Annotated in this window: 24 protein-coding genes, 2 tRNA genes and 1 pseudogene; 13 read left to right on the plus strand and 14 right to left on the minus strand. The window is 51.7% G+C overall.

The window, feature by feature from the left end:
- Positions 1-281 precede the first annotated feature (281 nt).
- The 6 genes from KF749_09995 to KF749_10020 all read left to right on the plus strand — a co-directional run bounded on the left by KF749_09995 (position 282) and on the right by KF749_10020 (position 7,489).
- Entirely contained in the window at positions 282-1,250 is a 969-nt protein-coding gene (locus KF749_09995; GenBank protein ID MBX2991485.1) for a site-specific integrase, read from the plus strand.
- Positions 1,247-1,858 carry a hypothetical protein gene (locus KF749_10000; GenBank protein MBX2991486.1) on the plus strand — a complete coding sequence of 204 codons (612 nt, stop codon included), beginning with the start codon at positions 1,247-1,249 and terminating at the stop codon, positions 1,856-1,858. Before KF749_09995 ends, KF749_10000 begins: the two co-directional genes overlap by 4 nt.
- A 332-nt stretch (positions 1,859-2,190) precedes the next feature.
- The gene (locus tag KF749_10005; GenBank protein ID MBX2991487.1) at positions 2,191-3,021 is read left to right on the plus strand and encodes a hypothetical protein; all 831 of its coding nucleotides are present in this window, start codon (positions 2,191-2,193) and stop codon (positions 3,019-3,021) included.
- Positions 3,018-4,142, plus strand: coding sequence for a TolC family protein (locus tag KF749_10010; GenBank protein ID MBX2991488.1), 1,125 nt, complete (start codon positions 3,018-3,020; stop codon positions 4,140-4,142). Before KF749_10005 ends, KF749_10010 begins: the two co-directional genes overlap by 4 nt.
- A 490-nt stretch (positions 4,143-4,632) precedes the next feature.
- The gene (locus tag KF749_10015) at positions 4,633-6,054 is read left to right on the plus strand and encodes a hypothetical protein (protein ID MBX2991489.1); all 1,422 of its coding nucleotides are present in this window, start codon (positions 4,633-4,635) and stop codon (positions 6,052-6,054) included.
- A gap of 286 nt (positions 6,055-6,340) precedes the next feature.
- Positions 6,341-7,489 (plus strand): DUF4373 domain-containing protein, encoded by a 1,149-nt coding sequence (locus tag KF749_10020; protein MBX2991490.1) that lies wholly within the window; start codon positions 6,341-6,343, stop codon positions 7,487-7,489.
- 98 nt (positions 7,490-7,587) lie between these two features.
- On the opposite strand, the gene KF749_10025 is transcribed toward KF749_10020, so the two are convergent.
- The gene (locus KF749_10025; GenBank protein ID MBX2991491.1) at positions 7,588-7,977 is read right to left on the minus strand and encodes a type II toxin-antitoxin system death-on-curing family toxin; all 390 of its coding nucleotides are present in this window, start codon (positions 7,975-7,977) and stop codon (positions 7,588-7,590) included.
- Positions 7,977-8,201: an AbrB/MazE/SpoVT family DNA-binding domain-containing protein gene (locus tag KF749_10030; protein ID MBX2991492.1), complete on the minus strand. Its 225-nt coding sequence runs from the start codon at positions 8,199-8,201 to the stop codon at positions 7,977-7,979. The genes KF749_10025 and KF749_10030 overlap by 1 nt, the downstream gene beginning before the upstream one ends.
- 118 nt (positions 8,202-8,319) lie before the next feature.
- Between KF749_10030 and KF749_10035 the strand changes: the two genes are divergently transcribed.
- The 7 genes and pseudogenes from KF749_10035 (at position 8,320) to KF749_10065 (ending at position 14,802) form a co-directional block, all read left to right on the plus strand.
- Positions 8,320-8,859 carry a hypothetical protein gene (locus KF749_10035; GenBank protein MBX2991493.1) on the plus strand — a complete coding sequence of 180 codons (540 nt, stop codon included), beginning with the start codon at positions 8,320-8,322 and terminating at the stop codon, positions 8,857-8,859.
- Between the two features lie 58 nt (positions 8,860-8,917).
- Positions 8,918-9,205, plus strand: coding sequence for a hypothetical protein (locus KF749_10040; protein MBX2991494.1), 288 nt, complete (start codon positions 8,918-8,920; stop codon positions 9,203-9,205).
- A 3-nt stretch (positions 9,206-9,208) separates the two neighbouring features.
- Positions 9,209-10,876, plus strand: a complete 1,668-nt coding sequence (locus tag KF749_10045) for a metal-dependent hydrolase (protein MBX2991495.1) — start codon at positions 9,209-9,211, stop codon at positions 10,874-10,876.
- A gap of 121 nt (positions 10,877-10,997) precedes the next feature.
- Entirely contained in the window at positions 10,998-11,768 is a 771-nt protein-coding gene (locus tag KF749_10050) for an AAA family ATPase (protein ID MBX2991496.1), read from the plus strand.
- Positions 11,769-11,770: 2 nt separating this feature from the next.
- On the plus strand, positions 11,771-12,853 hold the full coding sequence (locus KF749_10055; GenBank protein ID MBX2991497.1) for an ATP-binding protein: 1,083 nt from the start codon (positions 11,771-11,773) through the stop codon (positions 12,851-12,853).
- Between the two features lie 245 nt (positions 12,854-13,098).
- Positions 13,099-13,545 (plus strand): annotated as a pseudogene (locus KF749_10060) (recombinase family protein).
- A gap of 420 nt (positions 13,546-13,965) precedes the next feature.
- On the plus strand, positions 13,966-14,802 hold the full coding sequence (locus KF749_10065) for a recombinase zinc beta ribbon domain-containing protein (protein ID MBX2991498.1): 837 nt from the start codon (positions 13,966-13,968) through the stop codon (positions 14,800-14,802).
- On the opposite strand, the gene KF749_10070 is transcribed toward KF749_10065, so the two are convergent.
- The 12 genes from KF749_10070 to KF749_10125 form a co-directional block, all read right to left on the minus strand.
- Positions 14,759-14,842, minus strand: a tRNA-Leu gene (locus KF749_10070). The genes KF749_10065 and KF749_10070 overlap by 44 nt on opposite strands.
- 212 nt (positions 14,843-15,054) lie before the next feature.
- Positions 15,055-17,097, minus strand: coding sequence for a T9SS type A sorting domain-containing protein (locus tag KF749_10075; protein ID MBX2991499.1), 2,043 nt, complete (start codon positions 17,095-17,097; stop codon positions 15,055-15,057).
- Between the two features lie 357 nt (positions 17,098-17,454).
- A tRNA-Pro gene (locus KF749_10080) sits at positions 17,455-17,528 on the minus strand.
- A gap of 156 nt (positions 17,529-17,684) precedes the next feature.
- Complete coding sequence (locus tag KF749_10085) at positions 17,685-19,019, minus strand: T9SS type A sorting domain-containing protein (protein MBX2991500.1); 1,335 nt, start codon at positions 19,017-19,019, stop codon at positions 17,685-17,687.
- 113 nt (positions 19,020-19,132) lie between these two features.
- Positions 19,133-19,516, minus strand: coding sequence for a MerR family transcriptional regulator (locus KF749_10090; protein ID MBX2991501.1), 384 nt, complete (start codon positions 19,514-19,516; stop codon positions 19,133-19,135).
- Positions 19,517-19,598: 82 nt separating this feature from the next.
- A complete protein-coding gene (locus KF749_10095; protein MBX2991502.1) occupies positions 19,599-20,168 on the minus strand; it encodes a hypothetical protein in 570 nt (189 codons plus the stop codon).
- Entirely contained in the window at positions 20,165-21,649 is a 1,485-nt protein-coding gene (locus KF749_10100; protein ID MBX2991503.1) for a HAMP domain-containing protein, read from the minus strand. The genes KF749_10095 and KF749_10100 overlap by 4 nt, the downstream gene beginning before the upstream one ends.
- Positions 21,646-22,023 carry a holo-ACP synthase gene (gene acpS, locus KF749_10105; GenBank protein MBX2991504.1) on the minus strand — a complete coding sequence of 126 codons (378 nt, stop codon included), beginning with the start codon at positions 22,021-22,023 and terminating at the stop codon, positions 21,646-21,648. The genes KF749_10100 and acpS overlap by 4 nt, the downstream gene beginning before the upstream one ends.
- Positions 22,023-22,709: an HAD-IA family hydrolase gene (locus tag KF749_10110; GenBank protein MBX2991505.1), complete on the minus strand. Its 687-nt coding sequence runs from the start codon at positions 22,707-22,709 to the stop codon at positions 22,023-22,025. The genes acpS and KF749_10110 overlap by 1 nt, the downstream gene beginning before the upstream one ends.
- 36 nt (positions 22,710-22,745) lie before the next feature.
- Positions 22,746-23,039: a hypothetical protein gene (locus KF749_10115; protein ID MBX2991506.1), complete on the minus strand. Its 294-nt coding sequence runs from the start codon at positions 23,037-23,039 to the stop codon at positions 22,746-22,748.
- On the minus strand, positions 23,036-23,623 hold the full coding sequence (locus KF749_10120) for a hypothetical protein (protein MBX2991507.1): 588 nt from the start codon (positions 23,621-23,623) through the stop codon (positions 23,036-23,038). Before KF749_10120 ends, KF749_10115 begins: the two co-directional genes overlap by 4 nt.
- Before the next feature lie 42 nt (positions 23,624-23,665).
- Complete coding sequence (locus KF749_10125; GenBank protein MBX2991508.1) at positions 23,666-24,094, minus strand: hypothetical protein; 429 nt, start codon at positions 24,092-24,094, stop codon at positions 23,666-23,668.
- Positions 24,095-24,232 lie beyond the last annotated feature (138 nt).

Consider the following 24,232-nt stretch of genomic DNA (forward strand, 5'->3'; position numbering starts at 1 on the left):
GGGGTGCGGCGGGAAGATTCAATCGAAGGGTTTCAATTTCGGTGCAGATGCAGTCAGTCAGAATTTCGGACACTCTTTTGCGCACCGAAATTGGCGGCGAAAGCACTGGCGATTGAATCGTGCCTTTCGATTTCGGCGTCGTTTCTTTCCCGCCGCTTTCTTTGGACGAGCAAAGAAAGCGGCGCACAGCTTGTTATCAATAACCCCATTTGTCACAATCCGGTTATCAGCAAATGATACCCATTTCCGCCCCCTATAAGGAAATATTTTTCGAGAGCTGCGTGAAAACCATTTTGCATAATCCAGTTATCAAATCCGAAGACGTACACGACAGTGCAGCCACCGCACATGTCCTCCCGCTCGAAGGATCCATTTCGGGAAGCGAAGCGCCCGTCTGCCAAGATGCAACCCATGAGGCGGGCGGGAGGGACGCGGTTATCTGCGACGATCAGCTCCTTGTGATGTTCCTCGAATCCCTTCAGGCAAATACGGCATCCGCCAATACCGTCCGTGCTTATGGTGCAGACATCCGGCGGTTCATGGACTTCACCGCTCTGCGTGGACGCAGAGAGCTTGTCGATCTTCAGTCTTCGGATATCAACCTTTTTCTCAGGCAACTTACACTCGAAGACGCTTCAGCTTCAACCGTTCGGCGGACAAGGGCCGCGCTGAAGAAGTTCTTCCGCTTTCACCTGGAGAACGGAACAATCGCCTCGAATCCCTTTGAAGGGGCACTGCTGGAAGAGGCATTGAGCGACCGGCTCACACTCTCCTCGATTATCAGCATGGCCCTGTATCTTCAACGTCGATCGGCGTCGGAGGGCAATGGGGGAGCCCTCCGGTACCGGCGGGACGAACTCATCCTGTTGCTGATGCTCATCTATGGCATCCGGCAGTATCATGTGCCCGGACTGAAACTCTCGGCAATGAAAAAGGAGGGCCGTTCGGTCCTGCTTGCCGTCTCGGAAGAATGTTCTCTGAGACTCGAAGGCATAGTCCTGACGAAGTTCTATCACTACCTCAGACACCGTGACTCAAAATCCGATATCATCTTCGTTGAGCCCGACACTGGCAAACCGGTCGCAGCACGAACCCTGCATTCATTGATGATCGAGTTGTCATATGCCGTCCGTGTGCAGGTCAACCCGAGAACGCTGCACCACACGTTCCTGCACCTCCATCGCGACCCGGGCGACGCCTCCCAACTCCTCCACAACCTCGCCCAACTCGAGGAGGAGAATTATCAATGAATCCGCGATGTGCGAAATCGTCGGCAGTGTGGAACGGAAAGATTCAATCGAAGGGGTTCAATTTCGGTGCATTTCAAAAATCCTGTCGAATATTATCTACTGCTTCCGCACCGAAATTGATGGCCAAGGCGTTGGCGATTGAATCGTGCGCTACGATTTCGCAGGTTCTCTTTGGTACTTTCTCTTTGAAGAGAAAGTACGAACAAGAACCGAGCCCCGCCTTTGCAGCAATCCGGGCTCAGGGTTCTTTGTTCGCGATTGCAGTTCTTCTCAGTTCGTGTTCCCTTCCTTCACAAACAGACCTCCTCGTCAGCAGCCTGCGCTGTGCGCCCAGTGCCTTCGACTCCTTCCGTACGAACACGGAGATCCGCTACACCCTGGCGAAGCCCGCAACCGTCAGCATCTACATTGCCAGGCGTGATGCAACCGGACAACTGGTTCTCGTCAACACGTTAGCGCGGAACATCTATGAAACTAAAGGTTCGCACGGACACACCTGGCTTGGCGACACTGCCGCCGGCGTCTTCGCGGAAAGTGGCCTCTACATCGCAATCTTGGAAATCGAAAACTCACGCTATGAAACTACCGTCCGCATCTTCCATTTCTAGAACCGTCGACTCACTGCCCGTCGAGAGCAGTCCAGATTTTCGAAATCGGCCGCCATCGCGCAGGAAAGATTCACTCGAAGCGTTTCAATTTCGGTGCAAATACTCTTCGTCGGAACGTTCCACAAAACCGCACGCACCGAAATTGGCGGCCTCTGGGCTGGCGAGTGAATCGTGCGTTCCGATTTCGAAGGGAGTTTCTTTGGTTCTTTCTTTGCTCCCGTCAAAGAAAGAACACACCACTAAGTTGACCGCAGATGTTCTCTTTCTCGCTAAACGTAGTAGTTGCTTTCATAATTCACTCAACGATCCACAATCCAAACAGGAGGTACACCATGCACACCCCACAACCCTTGCGGCCCCTTCTTTCCTTCGTCAGGAAGAGCCCGCTCATACCGGTTTTCACGCTGGCTGTTGCTGCCGTAATCTACGGCTGCTTCAAATCGCAGCCCGTGGAGCCGACCACCGCGCTGAATCCCGGTTCATTTGAATCGACCGGCGAGGATTTTCTCATCAATGCACTTGATGAGATTCATTCCATTGCCGAATGGGCGCAGGCAGTCCCGCCGCGGAGTCCGAAGTTGCCACCGCGTGAACGCAAAGTGTTGTTGTCAAAGGCTTCAGGCGACAGCGTCTATGTGTACGGACAAATCACCGCGGACGGGTTTGGCGCAGTCGTCACCGAACGTCACGCGTACCCCAAAGGACTCCTGCTGATTACCGTGCGGAAGTCGCACGGCGGAAACGGCGGCCGGATCGTCACGGAAACCAAGCGCTTCATCACGTTCGAGAATTTCCAGAACGACATCCCGTCGCAATCCAATCTCACCGAGGTCTACACGATTGCTGACACGATTGTTACACGTGTTCTCCGCAATGGACTTCTGGAAACCTACACCTTCCGGCTCCCGGTTGTGACTCGGACCGTGAATGCCGTAACGGGTGCCGTGACAGTCACGCGTCGGTTTGGCGCCGACGGCTCCATTGTCTCCGAACGAAGGGATGGCACCGGCGCACTCATTCAAACCGCACGCAGTAGCGGACTCGTCGATGGCAGCCTTCTGACACGCACGGAATACCCGGACAGTACCTGGCGTAGCGTTCGCACACTTGGTCAGGCCGATGGCTCGATTCTCCGTGAGATTACCTCAGGGCGTGGACTATGACATACGCTCAGGGGTTCAACGTGCTCGCCGGATGTTGCAGGAGCAAGGCGGGCAGGTGGGTTGCCATTGTTCTGGTATTCGTCCTCCCGGACCAATGCGCCGTTGGACAAACCGTCCCCGACTTCCAGGATGAGTTGGGGGCGGACCCTGAGCAACTGATCGTCGATCGTCATAGTTATCCACAGATCAAAGCAACAACATTCCATAGTCCCGAAATCGTCGGCCAACAAGGCTATCTCTCCCCGGATGAGCGGAGGGATTCCAGACGTGATTTGAAATTTCGGTCGCTTCAACCCGGCATCACTATAGAAAGCCGAAATTTCCCTTCTTCATCCGTCGGCGTATTACCAGGGAAAGCATTACGATTTCGGGACACGTTTTCCGGTATCTATCAAGAATTCTGTCGTACGGGATCCCGCTCCGCGGGACTTTCGTCCATTTCTTTCGTAAAGAAATGGACAACTGGCAATACGTCTGTGCAACAATCGTCACGAACTGAATCAGGCAATGTGCAATTGGATGCGAAACCGATCACAGATTCACTCAGCAGGGTGGAGCAGGGGAAAGACATTGTCTTTTCAGTTTCGCGCACAGACTCTCTCACCCTTCAACTACTTGACATTGAAATCGCACAAGCGGAACTCGAGGCAGCCGCGACCGACTTCTGGCACAGACTCATCCCCGATATTCGGGTCTCTGCGAACTTCGGTGTCCAGCAACTTGCCTTCGTCGATCCGACAACCTTTACGCCCTACAAGCTGCCAAAGGATTCGTACCGGCTCACCCTTTCACTCTCGTTGAGTGATATCTGGAATTCGAAACAACACGAGCAAGCACTCCTTGTCCTCGACAGGCTCCGGATCAAGAAGAGGGAGTTGGAGCAGAAACTCGATACAGACAAACACCGGCTGCTTCGCCATCGTGCAGCGTTGCAGAAAGAACTGGATTTCAGGCTTGAGGAGTTGAGCCTTTTGCAGCAAAGCCTCAAGTACACACAATTACTCTTCGAAGAGGGCAAAGCGGACTTCAATGCCCTTGTCAGAGCAAAACGACAGGTTTTAAACGTTGAGAAATCCATCTCAATGACCAGGACACGGCAAGCAGGTGCAGAGACTGAATAGCACAGGTCTGACCAAAAACCACGCATTGCGAAATCGGCGGCTGTGTGCGGTGGAAGCGATGGTGAGGGTTTATGATTTCGGAGTACGAGATTTCCGACTTGCACCGAAATCATGCGGCAAGCGGTTGGGTGCCATCGCCGCGTTTCAATTCCGGAAGGATTTCTTTACCTCCTTTCTTTCTCGGAAAGAAAGGAGGAGGAGGCACTGTCCATCAAAGTATCACGATGTCTCGCGAGACCGGCTGGAAGCCAAGCTGCGATGTTAATCAGTGTCCCGGAAATCGTTGGCGGGTGGGTCGGCAATCCAAACGAGCTTTGGAATTTCGGTCGCTTTACGGGGAGTCTCACGCGCAAGCCGAAATTCCGTACTTGATCAGCTTGTTCGATCCCGGCTGCAGCGTTACGATTTCCGGAAGTTCTTTTTGGTTCTTTTTCTTCCAAAGAAAAAGAACATAACTAATCGCCGTCTATGACTCTCGACTAATCATCACGTGATCAATGGCGCTACGCAAATCATCGGTAACATCCCCGGACAATATCTCAATCCCTTGCTTGTTGCGGAATCGCAATCGGCGGAGCATTCCGGGTTCATTGTTGTCACGTACAATCGCGATCCTAAACACTACGACCTGTTGTTTCTCAATGGTCGTGCAATCACCCATTGTGCGCGCATGAACAAAGACCTTCGCTTTTTCATCGACCAGCAGGTTGTCACGTCAACATTTCGTGACCATCACAAGGAGAGTTGTGTCTCGCTCTTTACGTGCGACAGTGAGACCGTCAGACGGTTTATTGCCACGTTCCATTCCGAGCCCTGTCTGAAGGTTCATGTGGATACACTCTCGAAGCCGCAGATTCTCGCCTTGGTCAAATCCACGGGGTGCACGCAGGGCATTATCGAGCGGAATGATTTCTCTGACATGCTGCCCGCCATCGAGCTGTATGACATCCATGCGCCCGGGAGATTGCCGGCGTTCAAAGCGGGCATGTCACACGGACGACTCCTTGTCTACGATCTCCTCAAGAACGAGGAAATCCAATCACACAAATTCAGCGGCCGGTCCCTTATTGTGGCTCCGGCAAGTAAGCAAAAGAGGAGAAGGAGGTCTCAGAAGAATCCGCACACCGAACATGAATTCTCAGGCGGCCACATGGCACAAACTACAGGTGCACTACAGGAAAATCCTGCCGAAGCTGTTGAGGCCCTCATCCACGAAATCCTCGGCACGTCAGACCAGCCACCACCATCAATCAGCGATCAACAGGTTCCAGTCTCCGGTCTCCCGTCCCCCGTCGTCACCGAACACTCAACCTCAACCTCATCCTCATCCTCATCCTCATCCTCATCCTCATCCTCATCCTCATCCTCATCCTCATCCTCATCCTTATCCTTAACCTCTCAGGCCAACACCGATGAACCAATCAACTCACAAGAATCAACGGACAACGATGATCCATCCCAATCGCAGTCACGCGAAACTCATGCAAACGAACAGTCGCCAAAACAAGAGGTTCTGTCTCCCGAGGAGATCAAAGAAACCAAACAGACTTTGCAGACTGATTCCACAGATTTCACCCGTGTTCTCGAGCGCCTTCTCCGCTCATTCCGGCAACAGGTCGTTGACCTTGCGCCCCAGCGTGCCGAATCCATCTTCGCGCAGGCGGAAAAGAAGATCAGGGTCTTAAATCCCGAGCTTGATATCCGTTCGCTCGATGATACCAACGCCATCACAGTTCTCGATCTCATCGAAGAGATGGTTAAACAAGCGCCTCTGCTCAAACGGTCAAAGCTCCGGGAAACAGCATCAGACCTTGTTTCCAATCTCTACAACAAACACTACGAACTTCTCGAGCACAACGGGGCCGTCGATGCTGTCGAGCAATGTTACTACCGACTTAAAGGTTCAAAGTGATGATGTACTATTCCATTGTCGGTCTGTTGCGGAATTTGGGGTGCCTGGACTCAGCAGTACTCATACCGCTGTTGCATTGTTTTGTGAAATCGGTGGCTGCGTGCGAAAGGGGCGATTGTGTGGGTTTACGATTTCAGTTGCTTTGCTTTTTAACTGAAATCGTAGGGTATGTGCGGGGGAAACAATCGCTGCGTTCCGATTTCACATGTTCTTTTTGGTACTTTTTCTTCCAAAGAAAAAGTACGAAGCAAACTTCGTGTTCTGAATATGCAGAGGTAACCATAACATGAAATGGTTCCACCACGAATGCGCTGCCAAGCACGACCCCAAACTCCAAACCCTCGGTGACGAGTTCGGCGCCGAAGGGTTGGGCATCTACTGGGGATTGTTGGAAGAAATCGGCCAGCACTCGGACACATTTCATCTGAAAGTTACCGGCATCTCGCGCGAAACCGACACCAACTTCGACGCATTAACGCAGACTTCGGGAACATTAACGCAAAGTTCTGAAAGATTAATGATAAACTGTTTTTCATCTGAACTCGACCTGAAGAGAATCCCTCAACTCTCGGTTCGACTCCTCGCAAAGAATCTCTTCACTTCTCCGCACAAACTCATCAAAGTCCTCGACGTTCTGGCAAAGATCGGCCTCTTCGATTCTGCCAAGTGGTTGAAATACAACGTCCTTTACAGTCCCTCGTTCGAACAACGTGCAGATGACTATACTCGCCGTCTGCAACGCCGGTCCGTGAGTCCCGACAAAGTCGGGAAAGGTACGGACAACGTTCGGACAAACCCTGCCCTGAGCGGAGTCGAAGAGTCCAAACACAGTACGAACACTGTTCGGACAGACTCCGGACAAACTTCGGACATTGTTCTATCAAAAACGGATTTTGTTCGCCCAGATACAGAACAGACAATGAACAGAAGAGAAGAAGATCAGAATAGCATACATGCATGCATGCCAGATGGATATGTGGATAACTCGTGTTATCAGAACTCCGCTGTCGAAGACTCCGATTTCCTGATCGTCCCGACCTCGGAGCAGTTTGAGTTCTACCGGCAAAAACTCCTCTCCGAACTTGTGGCGTGGAACGACGGCCGCAGGAACAAATTCATCTGGCATCCAACGCCTGAGGAACTGAGGAAAATTTTCTTCTCGGGAAGCGAGCAGCACAAGCTCACGTTGTGCTATCAGGCGTACAACCTGAATCATGAGACCATCAACTACCCGGAACTGGTGTTGCGGGCCGTTCGGCTTATGCTCCGTTCGAGCGAACGGAAACGCATCCAGAATCCAATCGGTTGGCTTTGGTCCTGCCTGCACGGCACCGGCGACGGGACAACACCTTGGGTTCAGCTTCTCAGTGCCGATGAGGAAGATTCGGTGAGTCACTACGTACGCGACCTCTCCCGCTCCCGTCATCCACCGTGAGCTAAGCTCTTTGCTGCGCGCTTGCGAAATCAACAGAAGGCGGGTTGGGAACGACGGTTGCGCTTGTAATGGCAGACTTCATTGTCCTTGAAGAGCCCTTACAGTCGTTCGGACTGCTCCTTGAGCCACTTGGCAAGTTGTGCTTTGGTGAGAGTACCGTCGGCAAGAGACATCATCATGGAATACGTCTCTTCTTCGGTGGCGCCGATCTCCCGGCCGTTCATCTGGAGAAAGACATCCATCACCACGAGAGCCACGCGCTTGTTGCCGTCAATGAACGGGTGGTTCTTGCAGAGATGAAATCCATATCCGGCAGCTTTGTCGAAGAGTGTCTTGTGGAGGAACCTCCTGCCCGACGTCATCTTCGGTTGGGCAAGGGCAGAAGCGAGAAGTGCCGGATCCCGGAGACCCGGACGTCCGCCGTACCGCCGGATCAGGTCGGCATGCAGCGCAGTCACCAACTCGTCGGGAATGAACTTCGTTGCCATTATTTGGCGAGCGCCCTGAGGGTATTCCGGAACTTCTTGTTCGTGCGCTCATATGCCTCGGCCCATGCACGAAACTTGGGATTGTACGGTGTGAGCATGACTCCCTCATCGGTCTCGATGAGATGCAGCTCGTCGCCTTCGCTCAGATGGTAGTTGTCCACGACTGTCCGGGGCAGCGTGATTCCCAGGCTGTTCCCGACTCGTCGTACAGATGTGCGTAACATGGCATGCTCCTGATCTTTTTGCACCGGCATTATAACATATGTATTACACAAAATCAACTGAAAGCTCCTGAATCTCAACCTTAACCTTAACCTTAACCTTAACCCGATCCTCAACCTTATGTACTCATACCACAACGCCTCCCGCGTCGCCCACGACTTCCTGAGCCGGATCAAGGATGTCTGCCACAAATACGAAATCGTCGGCTCGTTGCGGCGTCAACGCGATTCCGTGAACGACATCGACATTCTGGTGGTACCACAACTGCATGAGACAACCGACATGTCACTTTTCGCAGAACCTGTGACAATCAACCTTCTTGACCAGCGGTTGGAGAAGCTTGCTGCCGACGGTATGATCAAATGTGAGGTCAATGGCCCACGAATCAAGCGCTTCTATGTTCCTGCACGTCCCAAACAGATCCCCATTGATCTCTACATTGCTACGCCCGAATCATGGCCAACATTGCTCCTTGTGCGCACCGGCAGCCGGAATCACAACATTCGTCTGGCAAAGCGCGCCAGGGAGCTGCATATGATCTTCAAGGCCGATGGCACCGGACTCCTCTCCCCGGGAGGATCACCGCTGAGCGTACGGGACGAAATCGACATCTTCCTCCAACTCAAAGTCCCATTCCGCTTGCCCCAGGAACGCGAATGACATTCGAACCATCGACAATCAACAATCACCCTTATTCTTAACCTTATTCTCAACCTTCATGATCAACATTGAACATCCCCCCATCGTCCAGTCCACGCTGGATCGCTGGCATCTCAACTTGCCAGCCGTTGCACTGCAGGATGAATCCCGGGTGACGAAAGAGCATCTACGCTTGCTCATTGGAATGCTCATCGACGCAATCGAAACACTCGGCATAATCAACGATCAACAGTCAACGATCAACCATCACCGGAGCCCGTCTCCTGTCCCCGGCCTGCCCGCCGTAGTCAAAACAGAGGCGGGTCCTCGGTCACCTTCTCAACCTGAACCTCAACCTCATCCTTAACCCATGATTGCCCCCACCCACATCACCTTTGCCGAGTTCCTCTACCTGTTGATCCTTACAACAACCGGGGTAGCCCTTTCTCCCATAAACGCTATCGTTGTCGGTATTGCATCGCTATTGCCGGATGTTGATACACAAGCGAGCACCGTCGGCAAACTGATCCCCTTCATTTCCAAACGGATCGAACGCCGCTTCGGTCACCGGACTCTGACACACTCCGTCATGTTCATTGTATCTCTGGCAATCGTTTTCTCACCCCTTCTCATCCTGAACCTGGACCTGAACCTCGACCTTTACCTTTGTTTCCTCATTGGCTACGCATCCCATCCCTTTCTCGATACCATGACCGTCAACGGTGTAAAACTCTTCTACCCCTTTTCAAACGTCAAGTGCGTTTTCCCGTTCGAAGTAAACCAGCCACATCGCTACCGCGTGCAAACAGGATCGAAGGTGGACAAGACTCTGGCCTTCTTCTTCCTCATCGGCTGCATCCCGACGTTCCTGATTGCCCATCAGGGCTACGAGCGTTTCGTGCGCTTCACACAACGCAGTATCGGATCGGCAGTACGGGATTACAACGAGTTGTCAAAAACCCATGCCGTTGTTGCCGATATCACTGCGCATGATCTGCTGACGAAGCAGAAGTTGACGGGCAGATTCGAAATTGTTGGGGCGCTGAACGACCATACGCTTTTGTTCAAGACAAACGATAACAAGTTGCACACTGTCGGAAAAGAGTATCAAGCAGAATACGTCGCGGAGAATATCCTTTGTTACAAAGGGAGTCCCGTGACAACGGCAATCCGTAGCGTGGATATGGCTAACCACACACTTGGATTGCTCGCGAACTACTTCAACCCCGACGATGAGGTTCTCTTCTTTGGAACGCTTCGCACCCGAGACAAGGTTGCGCTTCCTCCCGATCCTGATGGGGGCGACCGAGAATTCTCTCCAGTGAAGGGAAGCAGCTCTCACCTTGCATTCAACTATGCCTCGATGAACGACATTACACGACTCGGACTTGAGAACGTCCTCATTGAGCAGGGAACACTGATTGCCCGATCGGTAGTCCGTGTAACCAATGCCGATGTGATGTGGCTGCACCTCCATTCCCCCTACGCGGAGGTATCATTCGTTGCAACGCCAGACCAGAATATTACGCTCCAGGCACGTGTTGGCGACACAGTGGATGTCAACGATGTGATAGCCACGCTCGCCCTCACAACACCAATTGAAGCGCAGATTCAGCTCCATCGGAATCAAATCAACGCGTTGAAAGCAGAACTCAGTCACAAACTCGATGAATTGCAGGCAAAGATCGAAAAGAAGAGGTCTGAGTTTCGCAGAGACTCGATGGGTACACTTCGGCAACGGGAACTTCAAAAGAGAGGCTTTTCCGCGCAAGGAGGGAACATGCAATCGCATCGCTCGTCAACGGATCTTCGCGTACTCGTCAATTCTCAAACAATTCTTCGCGAGAAGTACGATCTGAAAATCCAGAAACACAACACCGACATTCTTCGACTGCAGGCAAAACAGAAAACATCATTGCAGGGCGATGCGCTTCTCCGCTCCACAGCTTCGGGCATCATCACCGAGATCCGCCAAACGAGCGAAGGAACAAAGCGCCGCACAACATTCATCATCCGCCGATTGGGGAAAGTACAATGAGCATAGTTCTTCTGACAAGGATACGTTCTTTTTGGTTCTATTTCTTCCGGAAAAGAAGAACAGCAGGAATGCTTCACTTGGCTATTGATCGCTCGATGCTGACTAAGCAGGACTTCTCAGGATGAAATATCTCTGTAACAAATGTAACAAACCTCAGCGACGCTATCACGTCAGCTGTCCCGAGTGTGGTGCATGGGGGTCGCTTTCAGGCGGAGGACTCCTCTTCGATGAGAGTCGCTCAAAACCCCTTCCGCTTCCGGCAATTCATGCCTACGAGTTGAAACGAATGCCCTGTGGCAATGCACAAGTTGACCTGTTGCTCGGCGGTGGCTCCGTACCCGGAAGCTCAATACTTCTTGTCGGCCCGCCGGGCGCCGGCAAGTCAACTCTGCTTCTGCAAGTCTTGAATGCAATGAATCGCAAAGCCCTCTACGTTTCCGGCGAAGAGTCCGTCGAGCTATTGAAAATCAGGGCAGAGAGGTTGCAGATCAACTCTGAGAACATCCTCCTTCTCTTCGAACCTGAAGCGGAGAAAGTTATTGGCCAGGCGGTTGAGTTGAAAACTGAGGCGGTTGTGATCGACTCAATTCAGACAATCTATACATCGCTCTCGGATGCACTTCCCGGAAGTACTACGCAGATCAGAAAATGTACGTATCTCCTGCGTCGAGCGGCCCAGGAGTACAGCTTTGTTCTCGTCATCATCGGACAAGTGACCAAGGACAGCAAAGCCGCGGGGCCGAAACTGCTCGAACACGCCGTGGATGTCGTTCTTCATCTCACGATTGATATGAATGACGCGAGGACACTCTTTGCCTCGAAGAACCGCTACGGCTCCATTGAACCCAAATGCACACTCATGATGAAAGCCACCGGACTCGAATTCGTATAGCCATGACCTCTGATCTCCGACCTCTTGAGGCGGGTTCCACCCCGCTGAAATCCTGCACAAGCGGGATGACTTCTCACCAGCCCGACCTTCGTCACGACCTCATCTTCCTGGGTCGGCGTGAAGAACTCCTCCAACTGACGAGAAACCTCATGCAGGGAAGGCACACATTGCTTGTTGGCGACAAGGGCATCGGCAAGACACGACTCATGCAGGAAGCCCGATGGATACTGTCGGGGAGAGTTTCACGGATCGAAGTCGCTCCCCCCGTGATTGCAAGAATGAAGGGAAAACTATATCGCTCAACCGCGCCGGATCAGTACAAGATTATCTACCTCGAACATCCGAGCCCGCTTGGCGAATGTCTCAAAGAACTCGCCGAGCAGCTCTACTACAATAACGACCTGCACATCGAAGTAGCAGAAACACGGCAAGACTGGGCAATCGTCAAGAAGCGTCTCACAGGACTCGGCAGTAGCAAGCTGCAATCTGTTATCTTCGAAGGGTTGAGCCGGTCAGATAAGACCTATCTCATCTTCTTCGACAATCTTGACCGCGTATCACCGGGCCAGCATGCCTTCCTTGAGACCATTCTCAGCATTGCCCTTGTTTGCACGGCTGTGGTCGAAATCAAAGAGCACTTCGTGTACAAACGGATTTGGTCATCGTTCGTACGCATCGACCTCGAACCACTTCCTGACTCAATCTGTCGGAAACTCATCGACTACTTTTACCAGAACTATCCGATACGCGTGATCGACAAGGAACTCTTCCGTATGGAAATCATGAAAGCTGCCAACGGCAATCCGTTCTTCATCAAGACAATGCTCTGGCATGGATCACGGGAGAACTATGTGAACATGGACGAGATTCGCAAGCTCCGCAGGGTGCAGCAAGGACATTATTTCAACATGGGCCCCGTGTACATCTTCAGCGCAAGCATCTTCACCATCTTCAAAATCTTCTCCCTCGGCACCGACAACAAAGAGTTCTATATCTATTTCTCTGCCCTCGGCGTGCTCGTGTACATCACCTTCCGGGTGTTCCGGGCGTTCTTTCTTTTCAGACCGCAGAAATACGACCGTTGATCAGAGGTGGGCATTGAAGCGGAGAGATAAAGACGTAAAACCTGATGTTGAGTTGGAGCTTCGAGAGGAGAATGAATTCACAGAACTGGAAGTCTCTCAACTCATCGAGGACTTGGCCGCGCTTCTTATTTCGGCGCGGGTTAGAAGCGAGAAGTCCACAGATGATCCACCTTCCGATTGAGTATTGACTTGACTTCTAATTCATTCTCTTTATCTTTGAGCATCATTCTAATCCGGAGGTCACTATGAATATTGCTGTTGGTTACGTCAGATGCTCGACTGATATGCAGGAGGATTCAGTTGAACAGCAGAAGCGTGAAATTCAGAAGTGGGCCGATGCGAACCAGCACCACATAATCGAATGGTACGAGGATGAGGGCAAGAGTGGCATGTCCTTCGAAGGCAGGCCCGCAATCCAGAGACTGCTTCGAACCGTTGAGACGAACCCTCAGTTCAATACCATCCTTGTCTACGATGAATCACGTTGGGGAAGGCCAGACAATCCGCGGGAAAACACGTATTGGAAGTTTCATACTGAGCGGTTTGGCGTCAAAGTTCGTGTCATAAACAGCAGCTCGCGACATGAGAACGACATCGCCAGCTTCGTCACGGAGGTTGTTGAAAGCGCCGAGGCGTCTGAGTATTCCAAGAAACTCGCTCGTGCGACATTGCGAGGTGCTCTTGCCAATGCGTCGAAAGGCTTTTCCTCAGGTGGAACTGCACCGTACGGATATGTCCGCGTTGCTGTCAGGAAAGATACAGGCAAAGTTCTTCGTGAACTGCCTACCGGCGAATGGCTCCGCAGCAACATGGAAAAGGTCTCGTGGGCATTAGGCGACCCCCTTGAAGTGGCAACCGTGAAACGCATTTTTGAAATGAAAGCGTCAGGTCTCGGTTATGTCTCGATCGCTCATCAGCTGAATCAAGAAGGGGTACCCTGCCCCAAAAGAGGACGTTGGAGGACCAAAGATCAGAAGTGGTCCCAGGGAACTATTCGTACGATCATAGTGAACCGGGGATATTCTGGCGTGCGCATCTACAATGTCCACCCAAAAGCCCGATTGAAAAAGGGAGCAGCTCGAAAGCCATGGACAAATGATCCGAAAGAGTGGGTGACAGTAGAGCAAGCGCATCCTGCAATAATCTCCAAGGATTTGTTTGAGCGGGCAAATGTGACGAACCGCGAGAACTTTGGCAAAGGCAACCCGCACCAAGTCAAGAGTCCTTATCTTCTCTCCGGTCTGATTCGGTGCGACCATTGCGGTTTCAACTTCTCTGGACACACATATTCAGCCCGCAAGCGACACTACTACCAGGATAGCGGCTTCATCAACAAAGGTCGATCCGTTTGCACATCATTCCTGATTCCTAAGGAGAGAATCGAGAACTTTGTCATCAGCAGTATCAAGGAGAACCTCTTGAGTTCCGGTGTTGAGGCACAACTGCGTACCGTGATCGAGCGTCAACTACAGAAACGTCATAGTGGTGAGGATTTCAGCCTTCGGAGAATCGAAGCGGCAATTGTGAACAACGAAGTTCAGACACGCAACTTGGTCGACGCCATCGCTCAAGGGATTCGAGTTGATACTGTCTTGTCACGCGTGAAGGAACTGGAGACCGAGCGGAAGCGGCTGCTAAAAGAAAAGACAAGATTGGAAAGTGTGGAAGTCAAGTCAAAGGACATCAGGGATCTTGCACAAAGCATCGCGGAAGAAACAAAGCGATTCGATGAAGTCCTAAGAACTTCACCTATTCATGTGCAGAAGCAGTGGATACGTCGGTTTGTCTTGGGAATAGTAGTGGAGAGAGACAAAAACAGAGCAGTCTGCCACATCACGAGGATTCCCATGACCTCACATCCAATCATGAAAACCCTCATTTCACCAAACTTATCTATCGTGAGTGTGCCCGGAACAGGACTTGAACCTGCACGACCTTGCGGCCACTAGCTCCTGAAGCTAGCGCGTCTGCCAGTTTCGCCATCCGGGCATGAAAAAAGCTTCACCAGCCACCAGATTCGGCGGCAATGCGGTACAAGAATGTTATGAAAAAGGCGGGTCATGTACAAGGTGATTTGTTGCTACGCTGCACAGCTCACGTAGTGGCAATGATCATGAGCATTCGGGATGCCGGATTGATGCTTGAAAAAGAAAAAGGGTCGGGGGATTCTCCCGACCCTCATTTCCCGCACTATCCGGAGATCATCTCACAAGCACAAACCTCTTCGAATCGACAAAACTCCCGGCACTGAGTCTGTACACATACACACCGCTTGCCAGCGAACCGGCATCAACGGTGACCTCGTGGTATCCTGCCCCGCGGCTTCCGTTCACTAACGAAGCTACCTGCTGCCCGAGAGCGTTAAACACTTCAAGACGAACATGAGTCTGCTCAGGAAGGCCGTACCGTATTACTGTTGCAGGATTGAACGGATTGGGATAGTTCTGCTGAAGTACAAATTCCGCCGGAGTGAATCCTCCGCTAACATGTGTCACGATTGACACAAACACAGCCTCGAAATAATGGATTGTTCCATCCAAATCAATTTGCTTCAGTCGATAAAAGGGATGGCGATGACTCGGACTTGTATCGATCCACCTGTAATGCCGCGGTTCCAGCGTCGTGCCGTGGCCCGGCACGAAACTGCCGGCGATCGTCTCGAAGGGCCCGCCGTGTTGTTCTCCGCGCTGAATCTCAAAACCGTAGTTGTTGATTTCACTTAATGTCATCCATTCCAGTTGCACGGTGCCGGAGGCTGTCAATGTTCCTGTGAAATTCGCAAGCTGAACGGGAACAGGGCTTGGCGCAACGTTGCCCCACCACGTACTCCAGTTGTGTGATGCCGTGGTCTTGGCCCATTCGTGTGTCATCCAAAACGTATTGTCTACCGGGTCTGCCGTGACCGACGCATAATCTCCCCATCTGTCACTGTTGGAATATCCCGGACTTGCTTTCAACTCTTGCGGTGCATCAAACGTGGTAGCCGAGTTCAAGCGGGTCGTGAACATAATGGAGGGAAAAGTTGACGAAGAGGACTGCGTATAGACAATTGCAACATCGCCGTTTGCATTCCCGCCAATGGATCCTTGATAGGTCCAAACGCCGGTTCCTCCGTTGATGAAACCGGATTCCGTAAGCGTCGGAGTTCCGACGGGAAAGTCGTTCGTTGCTATTCTGTAATAGTACACGCTCGACTTGCCCGAACCGCCCCCGGCCGTGTGGCAAAACCAAAGAGAACCGTTGTGCCAAAACGCGTTTCCTTGAGTCCGGGGGGTGAGCGTTGCAATTGTTGTCGCTGTGCCGGACTGCGGAGCGCTGAAGACTCCGGTGCTTCCTCCATGATTGGGCACCGTCACTGTCGAGAACGACAGTGAAGGATTGCCGAGCGGATCGCTGACTTCCCAGACTCTAACCGAGGTTGTGTTGGCGAACGAAATATCTCCGAAATACACCTTGTTTCCCGGCGTGGTCGGGCTCAGAACCGTTGCGGGCTGCAAGGTGAACGCATTGGAAGAACCGTCTGGTGTGTACAGTAGCGAGTACGTGCCCGTTCCCGCAATAATATCCGACTTCTTCAGAATGATGATCTGGCAATTCTTGAACACTCCTGATGAAAAAGGAAGACTATACATGTTGAACGTGACATAAACCGCCTGGCTGTCGATTCCCATTCCGGGATAGTCGGCGCCGTAGTTCGTTGCACCGACAGTCTGCGTGATATTCAATCTGTAGAAATGCCAGTCGCCGGTTCCGCTGGTTGCCGGGTTGGAGTTTTTCGAGACGGCTAGATTAAGAAACGCCTGATTGAGAGTTGTGTTCTCCTGCATGATAACAAAGAACCGGCCTGTTGCAGGATCGTACAGCGCCCGCGGATCGGAATTGCCGCTGCCCGTGTTGCCGACTCCGTCCCAAAAACCTCCAGCTCCGGAAAGGCTCAAAGGTCCCCACACAATCGACCCGGTTTTTGTATGATAAGTGATTCTCAGGTTTACGGTTGCAAGTACGCCGCTCGGTCCCGCTGCTCCGTGCGGGTCAGGCGGGCGGATTGTGCCGACCTGCGCCATACCCTCCCACGACTGAATAATGTCTGCAGTGGGGGAGAAGGGTGAAAACAGGGCTTGCGCAGTTTGATCGGCGGGCTCGATGCTTCTCGGGTGGGGAGGTTCCGGAGGCCGGACGATTTCTTGTGCCAATGTATTCGATCCTGCAAACAGAATCAAAACGAGAATAAGAATCTGTGCCAATACTCCACTTTTCACGGCTTTACCCCTTTGAAATGAATGATGTGTAGTTTGTTGTTTGTCTTATGTGCGGACTGGAACCTGAAGTACGAAGAGGATTGTCCATCAAGCCGGTCGGTTTCAGATGGAATGTGAGGGGATGGGTGTTTTCTCGCTTGTACCACACGCGGAATATGTTCGTAGTAGAAGAAGGCACTTCCTTTCAGGGGGACGGTCGGTGTGGCGGAATGTCCGGCGGAAGGCTGATCTGAGTACGCGGCCACCTTGCACTCCAAGCCCCGCTCTCCAAGCACTCCGCGCAGGAGCGGGATTCTGAGAAGCGGAACAAGAGTTCCACACTCTCTCACGATCCATCCTTTGTCGGAGCGGCGGGATTTGAACCCACGACCCCTTGCACCCCAAGCAAGTGCGCTACCGGGCTGCGCCACGCTCCGAATTTTGTTTCTTGAAACGTAAGCCGTCTTCTTCGTGATTGGAGAGATAACTCGTTCCAGTGCCCTCGCCTCACGTGTTGGATACAGCTTAATGGTCAAGACAACCAAACAAAAATAGTGAACTTCCATCGTGAAAACAAGGAGAATCCCGAAAACCTATTTTATCAATGCCATCGCTTTTGTGTGAACAGAAACCGGCGTGACAATCCGGTAAAAATAGACTCCGCTCGCCGCTTCCGCGCCCGATTGCGTTTTGCCATCCCATTGAAATGAGTGAACGCCCGCCTTTAGTCGCTCGCCGGAAATGAGTGTCCTCACGGACTGTCCCAGAGGATTCACAATTTGAAGTCTGAGAGGTGACTCTTCATTCAATCGGAATCTGATGGTTGTAGACGCGTTGAACGGATTGGGATAGTTCTGCATAAGAATCGGATCGGGAGGCCTGTTATACGATTGTTCACGGACGCCGGTGGATGAAGGCACATATCTCAGAATCGTTCCCGAATCTCCTACTGCGTACCCTGTTGTCGAGTCAACAAAAACCAGATCATGAATAACCTTTCCGGACGGAGAAGGGATCTCAAGCCACGTTGCTCCCGTGTTCGATGTGAAGAGAAGTTTGGGGTCGATTTCGGTTGCGACCCAGCCTTCGTTTGTTGTGCGAAACTTGAGAGTTGATGGTCTGCCGAAAATTCCAAGCCACTCGTATTCCCAGTGCACACCGGCGTTGCTCGAACGGACAACGCCGACTCCGTACTCGAAATCTCCCGAAACGCCGATGATGTTCAGCGAATCGATGCGGTGAAGATCATACACCGGTTCAGGACTTACGCCGTATTCAACCCAGCGAAGTCCGCCATTCGTGGTTCTTCGAACAATTCCCGCGATATCGAAGAAGCCGCCTGTTGCAAACGCCGTGCTTTCGGAAAAGAACAGGACGTTGACGATGGACACTTGCCCGAACTCAACGGAATCCACGGTGGCAGGATTCCATGTTATGCCGCCATCAGTTGTGTAGAGAAGATCTCCGAATTCGCCGCCTATCCAACCGTTCAGCGTATCCAGAAACATGATGGTGTGAAAATATCTTCCCTCAGGGATGAACGGCTCGTGCGTCCATGCGACCCCGCCGTCCCGCGTTTGCAGAATTGTTGCACCCCACCACGTTACGGTATCGACCCAATTCGTAAAGCTGAGTGCCCAACCGCGTTGTTCATTGAGCATGAAGATGTCGATGATGTCGGTTAGTACGCCCGACGGCTGTTGATTCCAGGAGGTTCCGGCGTTTGTTGTCTTGAGGATCACCCCTTCCCTCCCGACAATCCAGCCTGTGGTGTTGTTCAGAAAGAAGCATTTGTTCAGATCAACAATTGTGGGATTCGGAAGTTGCTGCCACCGGGTATGGGGTTGCGCGAAGGATTGCGTCGAAACCAGAAATGCAATCACGAGGAACCAGGCGGAACCGTATCGTGCAAATACCAGAACCGGCATCACTTCATTTCAACCGATATCACATACACTCATGGTGGATTGTTCCTCAGCTCAACAACAACCTCGGCAAGAATTCCGTCGTATAGGGGAAGAGGGGAGCAGCCGGATTTGTGTCAGTTCAGCTTCTGAAGCAGCGCTTCCAGAAACTTCTTCACTTCAATAACATCGCTGCGCAATTGTTCGTCCTTGATTTTTGTTCTTGGCTTTGGCGCATCGATCAGTTCAAGTTGTTCTCCCGTATCGATATCGGGCGTGTACGATTTCAGAACTTGCTTTGCTCCCTCAATCGTGTAGCGTTCGTCGCGGAGAAGCTTCTTGATGTAGAGGATGAGCTTGATGTCGCGGTTTGTGTAGATCCGGTTGCCGGCCCGGTTCTTCTGCGGCTTCAACTCGTCGAATTCCGACTCCCAGTACCGAAGAACGTACTGCTCAAGGTCGGTGATTTTGCTGACTTCGCTGATTGAGTAGTAGAGTTTCTTGATGCCGGTCGCTTTCATATCTCAAAACCTTGTTCTTCAGACAGAGTTCTTGGTCGAATACTAACGATTTGTGTTCAGAATTGCAAAGGAATTGATCCGCCTACTTGCCGCTCTTTCGTCTGCTGATTCTGACATCGACCTCGCGCAATTTTTGCAATTCGACTGTTGACTGCTTCAATTCGGCTTCCAACTCTTGAATTCGCTTGTTTCGTGCGGCGAGATCGCCGGACTGTTTCCGGCTTGTGGTTTGCAAGCTGTCGAGAGTCTGGGCTTTACGGTTCAATTCTTTGCGCAGCGCAGTCAAACGGGCGAGCATTGTTACATAAATCTCCGCCTTCATGCGTTCTTCCCGGGGAATGGAAAGAGTCAGGTACTTTTGAAACCACGTCAGAGAAAGGCTGTCATCAAGAACCGGGTTGGCGGGATTGCTGTAGAGAAGTGCCGTGTTGCGCACAGCATTGGGAAAATGACTTGTGTTCGGGTAGAGTTCGGCGACGAGTTTGTATTCAAACGCCGCATCGCCCAGCAAACTGGCAGCCTCAAGGCTGTCGGCACGCTGCATGTGATATCCTGCCAGAGTCTCGGAATCATAGTCGGAGGCAGATTTGTACGAGCATCCGGCAACCAGGAACATTGACGAAAGCACCAGTAATATCCCCCAACGCATCATGCTGTTTCCTCTTTGATTCGTGATGGCGCGGTGTGTGATTTTGCCGCGGAAGTCATAGCCGGCAAGTCAACTGTAAATGTTGTGCCCTTGCCGAGTTCACTCTCAACCGAAATCTTCCCCTTGTGTGCTTCAACGAGATGTTTCACAAGAGCCAGTCCGATTCCCGTTCCCTTCTTCGCATTCTTTGCTTGATAGAATTTCGTGAAGATGCGGGGTACATCTTCGCGGGAGATTCCGGCGCCGGAGTCCGACACTGTTGTGCGAATTCCCTTCTTGTGTTTTGCGACGTGAACGCGAATCGTTCCACCCGGTTCGGTATACTTGATGGCATTACTCAACAAGTTGCTGAAGACTTGCGGAATCTTTTCCGCATCTCCTTTGATATCGGGGAGATCGGCTTCGTGGGTGAACGAAACAGAGATCTCTTTTTCGGCCCCGACTAACGTAGCGTCATCCACCGTCGGCGTTATTGTTTCCAGCAAATTCATCCGGTCGAATGCGTACTCCATGGCGCCGTGCTCGATCTTCTGAATGTCCAGAAACTGGTTGCTGAAAACCGTCAGTTTTCTGATTCCCTCTTTGATAGAGGAAACAAGGCGTTTCTGCTCTTCGTTTAATGGGCCGCGTTTCTGCTCGGCAAGAAGATACTGGGCCGAGAGCATGGTTTGCAACGGAGTACGCAACTCGTGCGAGATATGGTGGAGCATCTCGGTTTTCAGGTCGTTAATTTGCTTCAAGCGGGAACTCATTTCGTTGACAGCCCTCGCAAGCCAAGCCATTTCGTCCCGCGATTTCACTTCGATGGGGTCGAAAATGCCTCTGGCGATATTCTCCGTTCCCCTGATCAACGTACGGATGGGTTGTACAAGAGTTCTGGTGATTACTAACGCGACGGTCAGCGCCACGAGCAAGGCGCCCACGGTAATGAGCCACGCAACGTTTGAAGAACGTACCATTGCCTCGCTGATACCCGAAACGGAATTACTCACTTCAAGTTCGTTCAGCCGGATGATTTTGTCCACCAATTCATGCATAACGCCAAGGCTGTCCAGATGCTCGTGGCTGAGGCTGACAATCCCCCTTCCTCCCCGTGCATGTTTCGTGATTTCGCTTTCCAGGTTCTCAACGAACCACCTGTGTCCTGTGCGCAATCGAAACAGCAAATCGATCTCGGTTGCACTGGGCATTGCATCGTACATCGAATCGGCGAGTTGGTTGAATAATCCGGCTTGCTGGGAGAAAAGAGGGAGATACGAACTATCACGCCGGATCAAGTATTTCTCGGCGTACTGCTCCTCGTCGTCCAACACAACCTGGAGTTGTTTTGCGAGATTGATTGAGCGGACATCGTTCCGGAATGTGAGGCTGGTTGTTGTGGTGACTTCGTGCAGTTGCCACAACACATACACATTCGCGGCGACCATCAAAACGATGATCAACACGAAGCTCGACAACAGTTTTCGATAGATGGAAAATTTCACCGTACTCGTTCCTCGATAACAACCATCGCGACCACATGCGATGCCGAATGGGAAAGCGATACCAACACCGAGCAATGCTCAAGCGATTGCTTCAGCGAACCGTGCAGTTCGATACGCGGCTGCCCCGATGTTTCATTTATTACCTCGACATCCTTCCACCGGAACTCGCCCGCCCAGCCCGTGGAAAGTGCTTTGCTCAGCGCTTCTTTTGCCGCAAAGCGAGCCGCGTAATGTTGGGCGGCTGTCGTTTTTGCCGAACAGTACGCGATTTCGCCGGAAGTGAATACCTTGTGCAGGAAGGAGTCTCCCAGTTCGGCCATACTCTTTGTTATGCGATCGATCTCTATGATATCGACGCCGATTCCTTTGACCATCAGGCCCGAGAATTTTCCTGTTCAATGACGTCCAGCAACTCTGATACGTCGTTAATATCATACCGGGCGTTGGATTCAACTGTTCCGAACGTGTCGCCGTATCGCGCAAACACTGTTGTTATGCCGACTTGTGCGGCTCCCACCATATCGCGTTCGGCCCAATCGCCCACCATAATTGCTTCGTGAGGTTGAACCTGCAACAGTTCCAGTGCTTTCAGAAACGGTACCGGACTTGGCTTGCGTTCCCCGGTATCGTCGAATGTAATCACATGATCAAACATGTGATGAAGATTCAAATAACAGAGACGCAGCCACGCTTCCCTGCTCGGGGCATCGGAAATGACTGCGAGTTTCAAGCCGCGCTTGACTAGCGAAACAAGCGTTAAGTTGACATGCGGATACGGGACAAGGGCAGCTTCCCGTGCCCGCCGATAGGCAATAATTCCCGCTGAAAGAATCTTGTAATCAACCTTCTGAAAAATATCATACAGCAATTGGTCGAACACATTCTGAAACTCAATACCCCGTTCCTTGTAAATGGCGTCGATCCGTGCCTGCACTTCTTCGCGGGAGAGTTTCAGGCCCGCATCGATCATCGAATCGATTGCCGCGGTGATGGCTTGTCTCTTCATCGCCATGAAATCGACGAGTGTATTGTCAAGATCGAAAATAACCGCTTTGATCATCGGGGTTGTTCAGGAAGAAAATTGTTTTCCGGATGCTTAGCGTGCAGACACCTGCCCCTGCTTCATGGCTCTCGAAGCGCGTGCCACTTCGTCTTCAATGTACTCGCGTAATGCGGGTTTCATGAAAACGTTCTCCAATCCAATTTCCTGCATTGCGACAGCGAGAACTGCTGCTTTCCTGTTGGGTACCAGCTTCTTGTTGATGAGAAGAATTTTGTTGTCCTTTAGAATACAAAATCCCCCTTCAAAATCCCCTTTTTCGTAGCGGATTGTTACGCCGAGTTGCCGTGCAACGTCTTCAAGTTCGGTGATGATATTTTCATGCTTCATGCGGGCTGTTCCTGTTCCCCCGAGGCGAGGTCCGGCCTGTTCTTCATCGGCTGGAACACCGCGAGGCCGATTACTGTGTAGTAGCTCAGCATCGCGATCAATGGTATTCCCTGCAATGCACGAATCCGCGCCATGAATATTTCGCGAAACATTTCATTGTCGGCAGTTGTGAAGAATTCCAGATAGATCATCTTCCAATCAAGAAACAGTGTGTACATTTCCACAGGGACGAATAAGTAGAACAATATTGCACTCATCAACAACCAGCCGTGCTCCTTGACGCGAAAGGGCGAGGATACCATAAAGACGATACTGCTCGTCAATGCTATCGCATAACCGCCTATAACCGCAACTGACATCATGGAGAGGAGTCTGTACACCTCACGTTCCGCATCCGGGTTGACATATTCCAGAAATTCCGCCGTGCCCGTTTTGAGAATATCGTTCCCGATGAGCATGCGTGCATTCACGGCTCCCAGCCAAATGACTGACGCAACAACGAACGCAAACAGAGCATAGCGCCACAACAATGAGTTCTTGCCAGAAGAACCGGAAAAGGAAGCGGACTGGTGTCGTGCGGGCATGTTTCAATGTACAGTTTTTATCATGGGTTTTCAATACGACTTTTAGCCGCTTTTTCCCTCACGGGAGTCGATGAGATAGTTTTTGTACCAACTGAGGTCTGCCAGAAGAGGCAGAAGTTGCGCAAACGAAGCTGGAGAAGCGACGAGATACTTCTCCGTGAGACGTTTCCTTTCGTGTTCGGGGGCGAAATCGAGGATCCGGGCGATCAGTTGCTGTGACTGTATGATGCTCTTGCCGAATTCCGTCGACATTTTGTCATAACCGTCGGCATCCTTCCCGATGCGCTTCATGATGCCAAATGCCTTGCAGGCGAACTTGGCGATGAAACTCAGTTCATCCAGAAGGTGAATACACGCGTTCCGCCCGGCAATTTCCAGGAGCGTGCCAACATCATTCCTATTGTCCAGATTCTTGTTTGCCAGTTGCTCAACCCGTCGGAGCAGGATCTCCGTCTGTTCACTGAATTGCATGCAGACTCCTTTGCCTTTCCATCAATATATATGTGAGGAAGGGGAGAAACAATTGCAATGGAACTTTCGTCGCCCGTTACCTCTTTACCGGTATGGATGGAGGCGGATTGGGAACATTCGTTGATTCTCAAGGTTCTA

The sequence above is a fragment of the Bacteroidota bacterium genome (genome assembly GCA_019637975.1).
Taxonomy (GTDB): Bacteria; Bacteroidota; Ignavibacteria; order UBA10030; family UBA6906; genus CAADGV01.

Bases quoted from the DNA above. Each gene is read 5' to 3' on its own strand.
- KF749_10085 (MBX2991500.1), bottom strand. From the start codon at position 19,019: ATGCCGGTTCTGGTATTTGCACGATACGGTTCCGCCTGGTTCCTCGTG.
- KF749_10090 (MBX2991501.1), bottom strand. From the start codon at position 19,516: ATGAAAGCGACCGGCATCAAGAAACTCTACTACTCAATCAGCGAAGTC.
- KF749_10020 (MBX2991490.1), top strand. From the start codon at position 6,341: ATGAAATGGTTCCACCACGAATGCGCTGCCAAGCACGACCCCAAACTC.
- KF749_10035 (MBX2991493.1), top strand. From the start codon at position 8,320: ATGTACTCATACCACAACGCCTCCCGCGTCGCCCACGACTTCCTGAGC.
- acpS (MBX2991504.1), bottom strand. From the start codon at position 22,023: ATGGTCAAAGGAATCGGCGTCGATATCATAGAGATCGATCGCATAACA.
- KF749_10050 (MBX2991496.1), top strand. From the start codon at position 10,998: ATGAAATATCTCTGTAACAAATGTAACAAACCTCAGCGACGCTATCAC.
- KF749_10115 (MBX2991506.1), bottom strand. From the start codon at position 23,039: ATGAAGCATGAAAATATCATCACCGAACTTGAAGACGTTGCACGGCAA.
- KF749_10110 (MBX2991505.1), bottom strand. From the start codon at position 22,709: ATGATCAAAGCGGTTATTTTCGATCTTGACAATACACTCGTCGATTTC.
- KF749_10095 (MBX2991502.1), bottom strand. From the start codon at position 20,168: ATGATGCGTTGGGGGATATTACTGGTGCTTTCGTCAATGTTCCTGGTT.
- KF749_10010 (MBX2991488.1), top strand. From the start codon at position 3,018: ATGACATACGCTCAGGGGTTCAACGTGCTCGCCGGATGTTGCAGGAGC.
- KF749_10025 (MBX2991491.1), bottom strand. From the start codon at position 7,977: ATGGCAACGAAGTTCATTCCCGACGAGTTGGTGACTGCGCTGCATGCC.
- KF749_10120 (MBX2991507.1), bottom strand. From the start codon at position 23,623: ATGCCCGCACGACACCAGTCCGCTTCCTTTTCCGGTTCTTCTGGCAAG.
- KF749_10125 (MBX2991508.1), bottom strand. From the start codon at position 24,094: ATGCAATTCAGTGAACAGACGGAGATCCTGCTCCGACGGGTTGAGCAA.
- KF749_10005 (MBX2991487.1), top strand. From the start codon at position 2,191: ATGCACACCCCACAACCCTTGCGGCCCCTTCTTTCCTTCGTCAGGAAG.
- KF749_10040 (MBX2991494.1), top strand. From the start codon at position 8,918: ATGATCAACATTGAACATCCCCCCATCGTCCAGTCCACGCTGGATCGC.
- KF749_10055 (MBX2991497.1), top strand. From the start codon at position 11,771: ATGACCTCTGATCTCCGACCTCTTGAGGCGGGTTCCACCCCGCTGAAA.
- KF749_10045 (MBX2991495.1), top strand. From the start codon at position 9,209: ATGATTGCCCCCACCCACATCACCTTTGCCGAGTTCCTCTACCTGTTG.
- KF749_10030 (MBX2991492.1), bottom strand. From the start codon at position 8,201: ATGTTACGCACATCTGTACGACGAGTCGGGAACAGCCTGGGAATCACG.
- KF749_10000 (MBX2991486.1), top strand. From the start codon at position 1,247: ATGAATCCGCGATGTGCGAAATCGTCGGCAGTGTGGAACGGAAAGATT.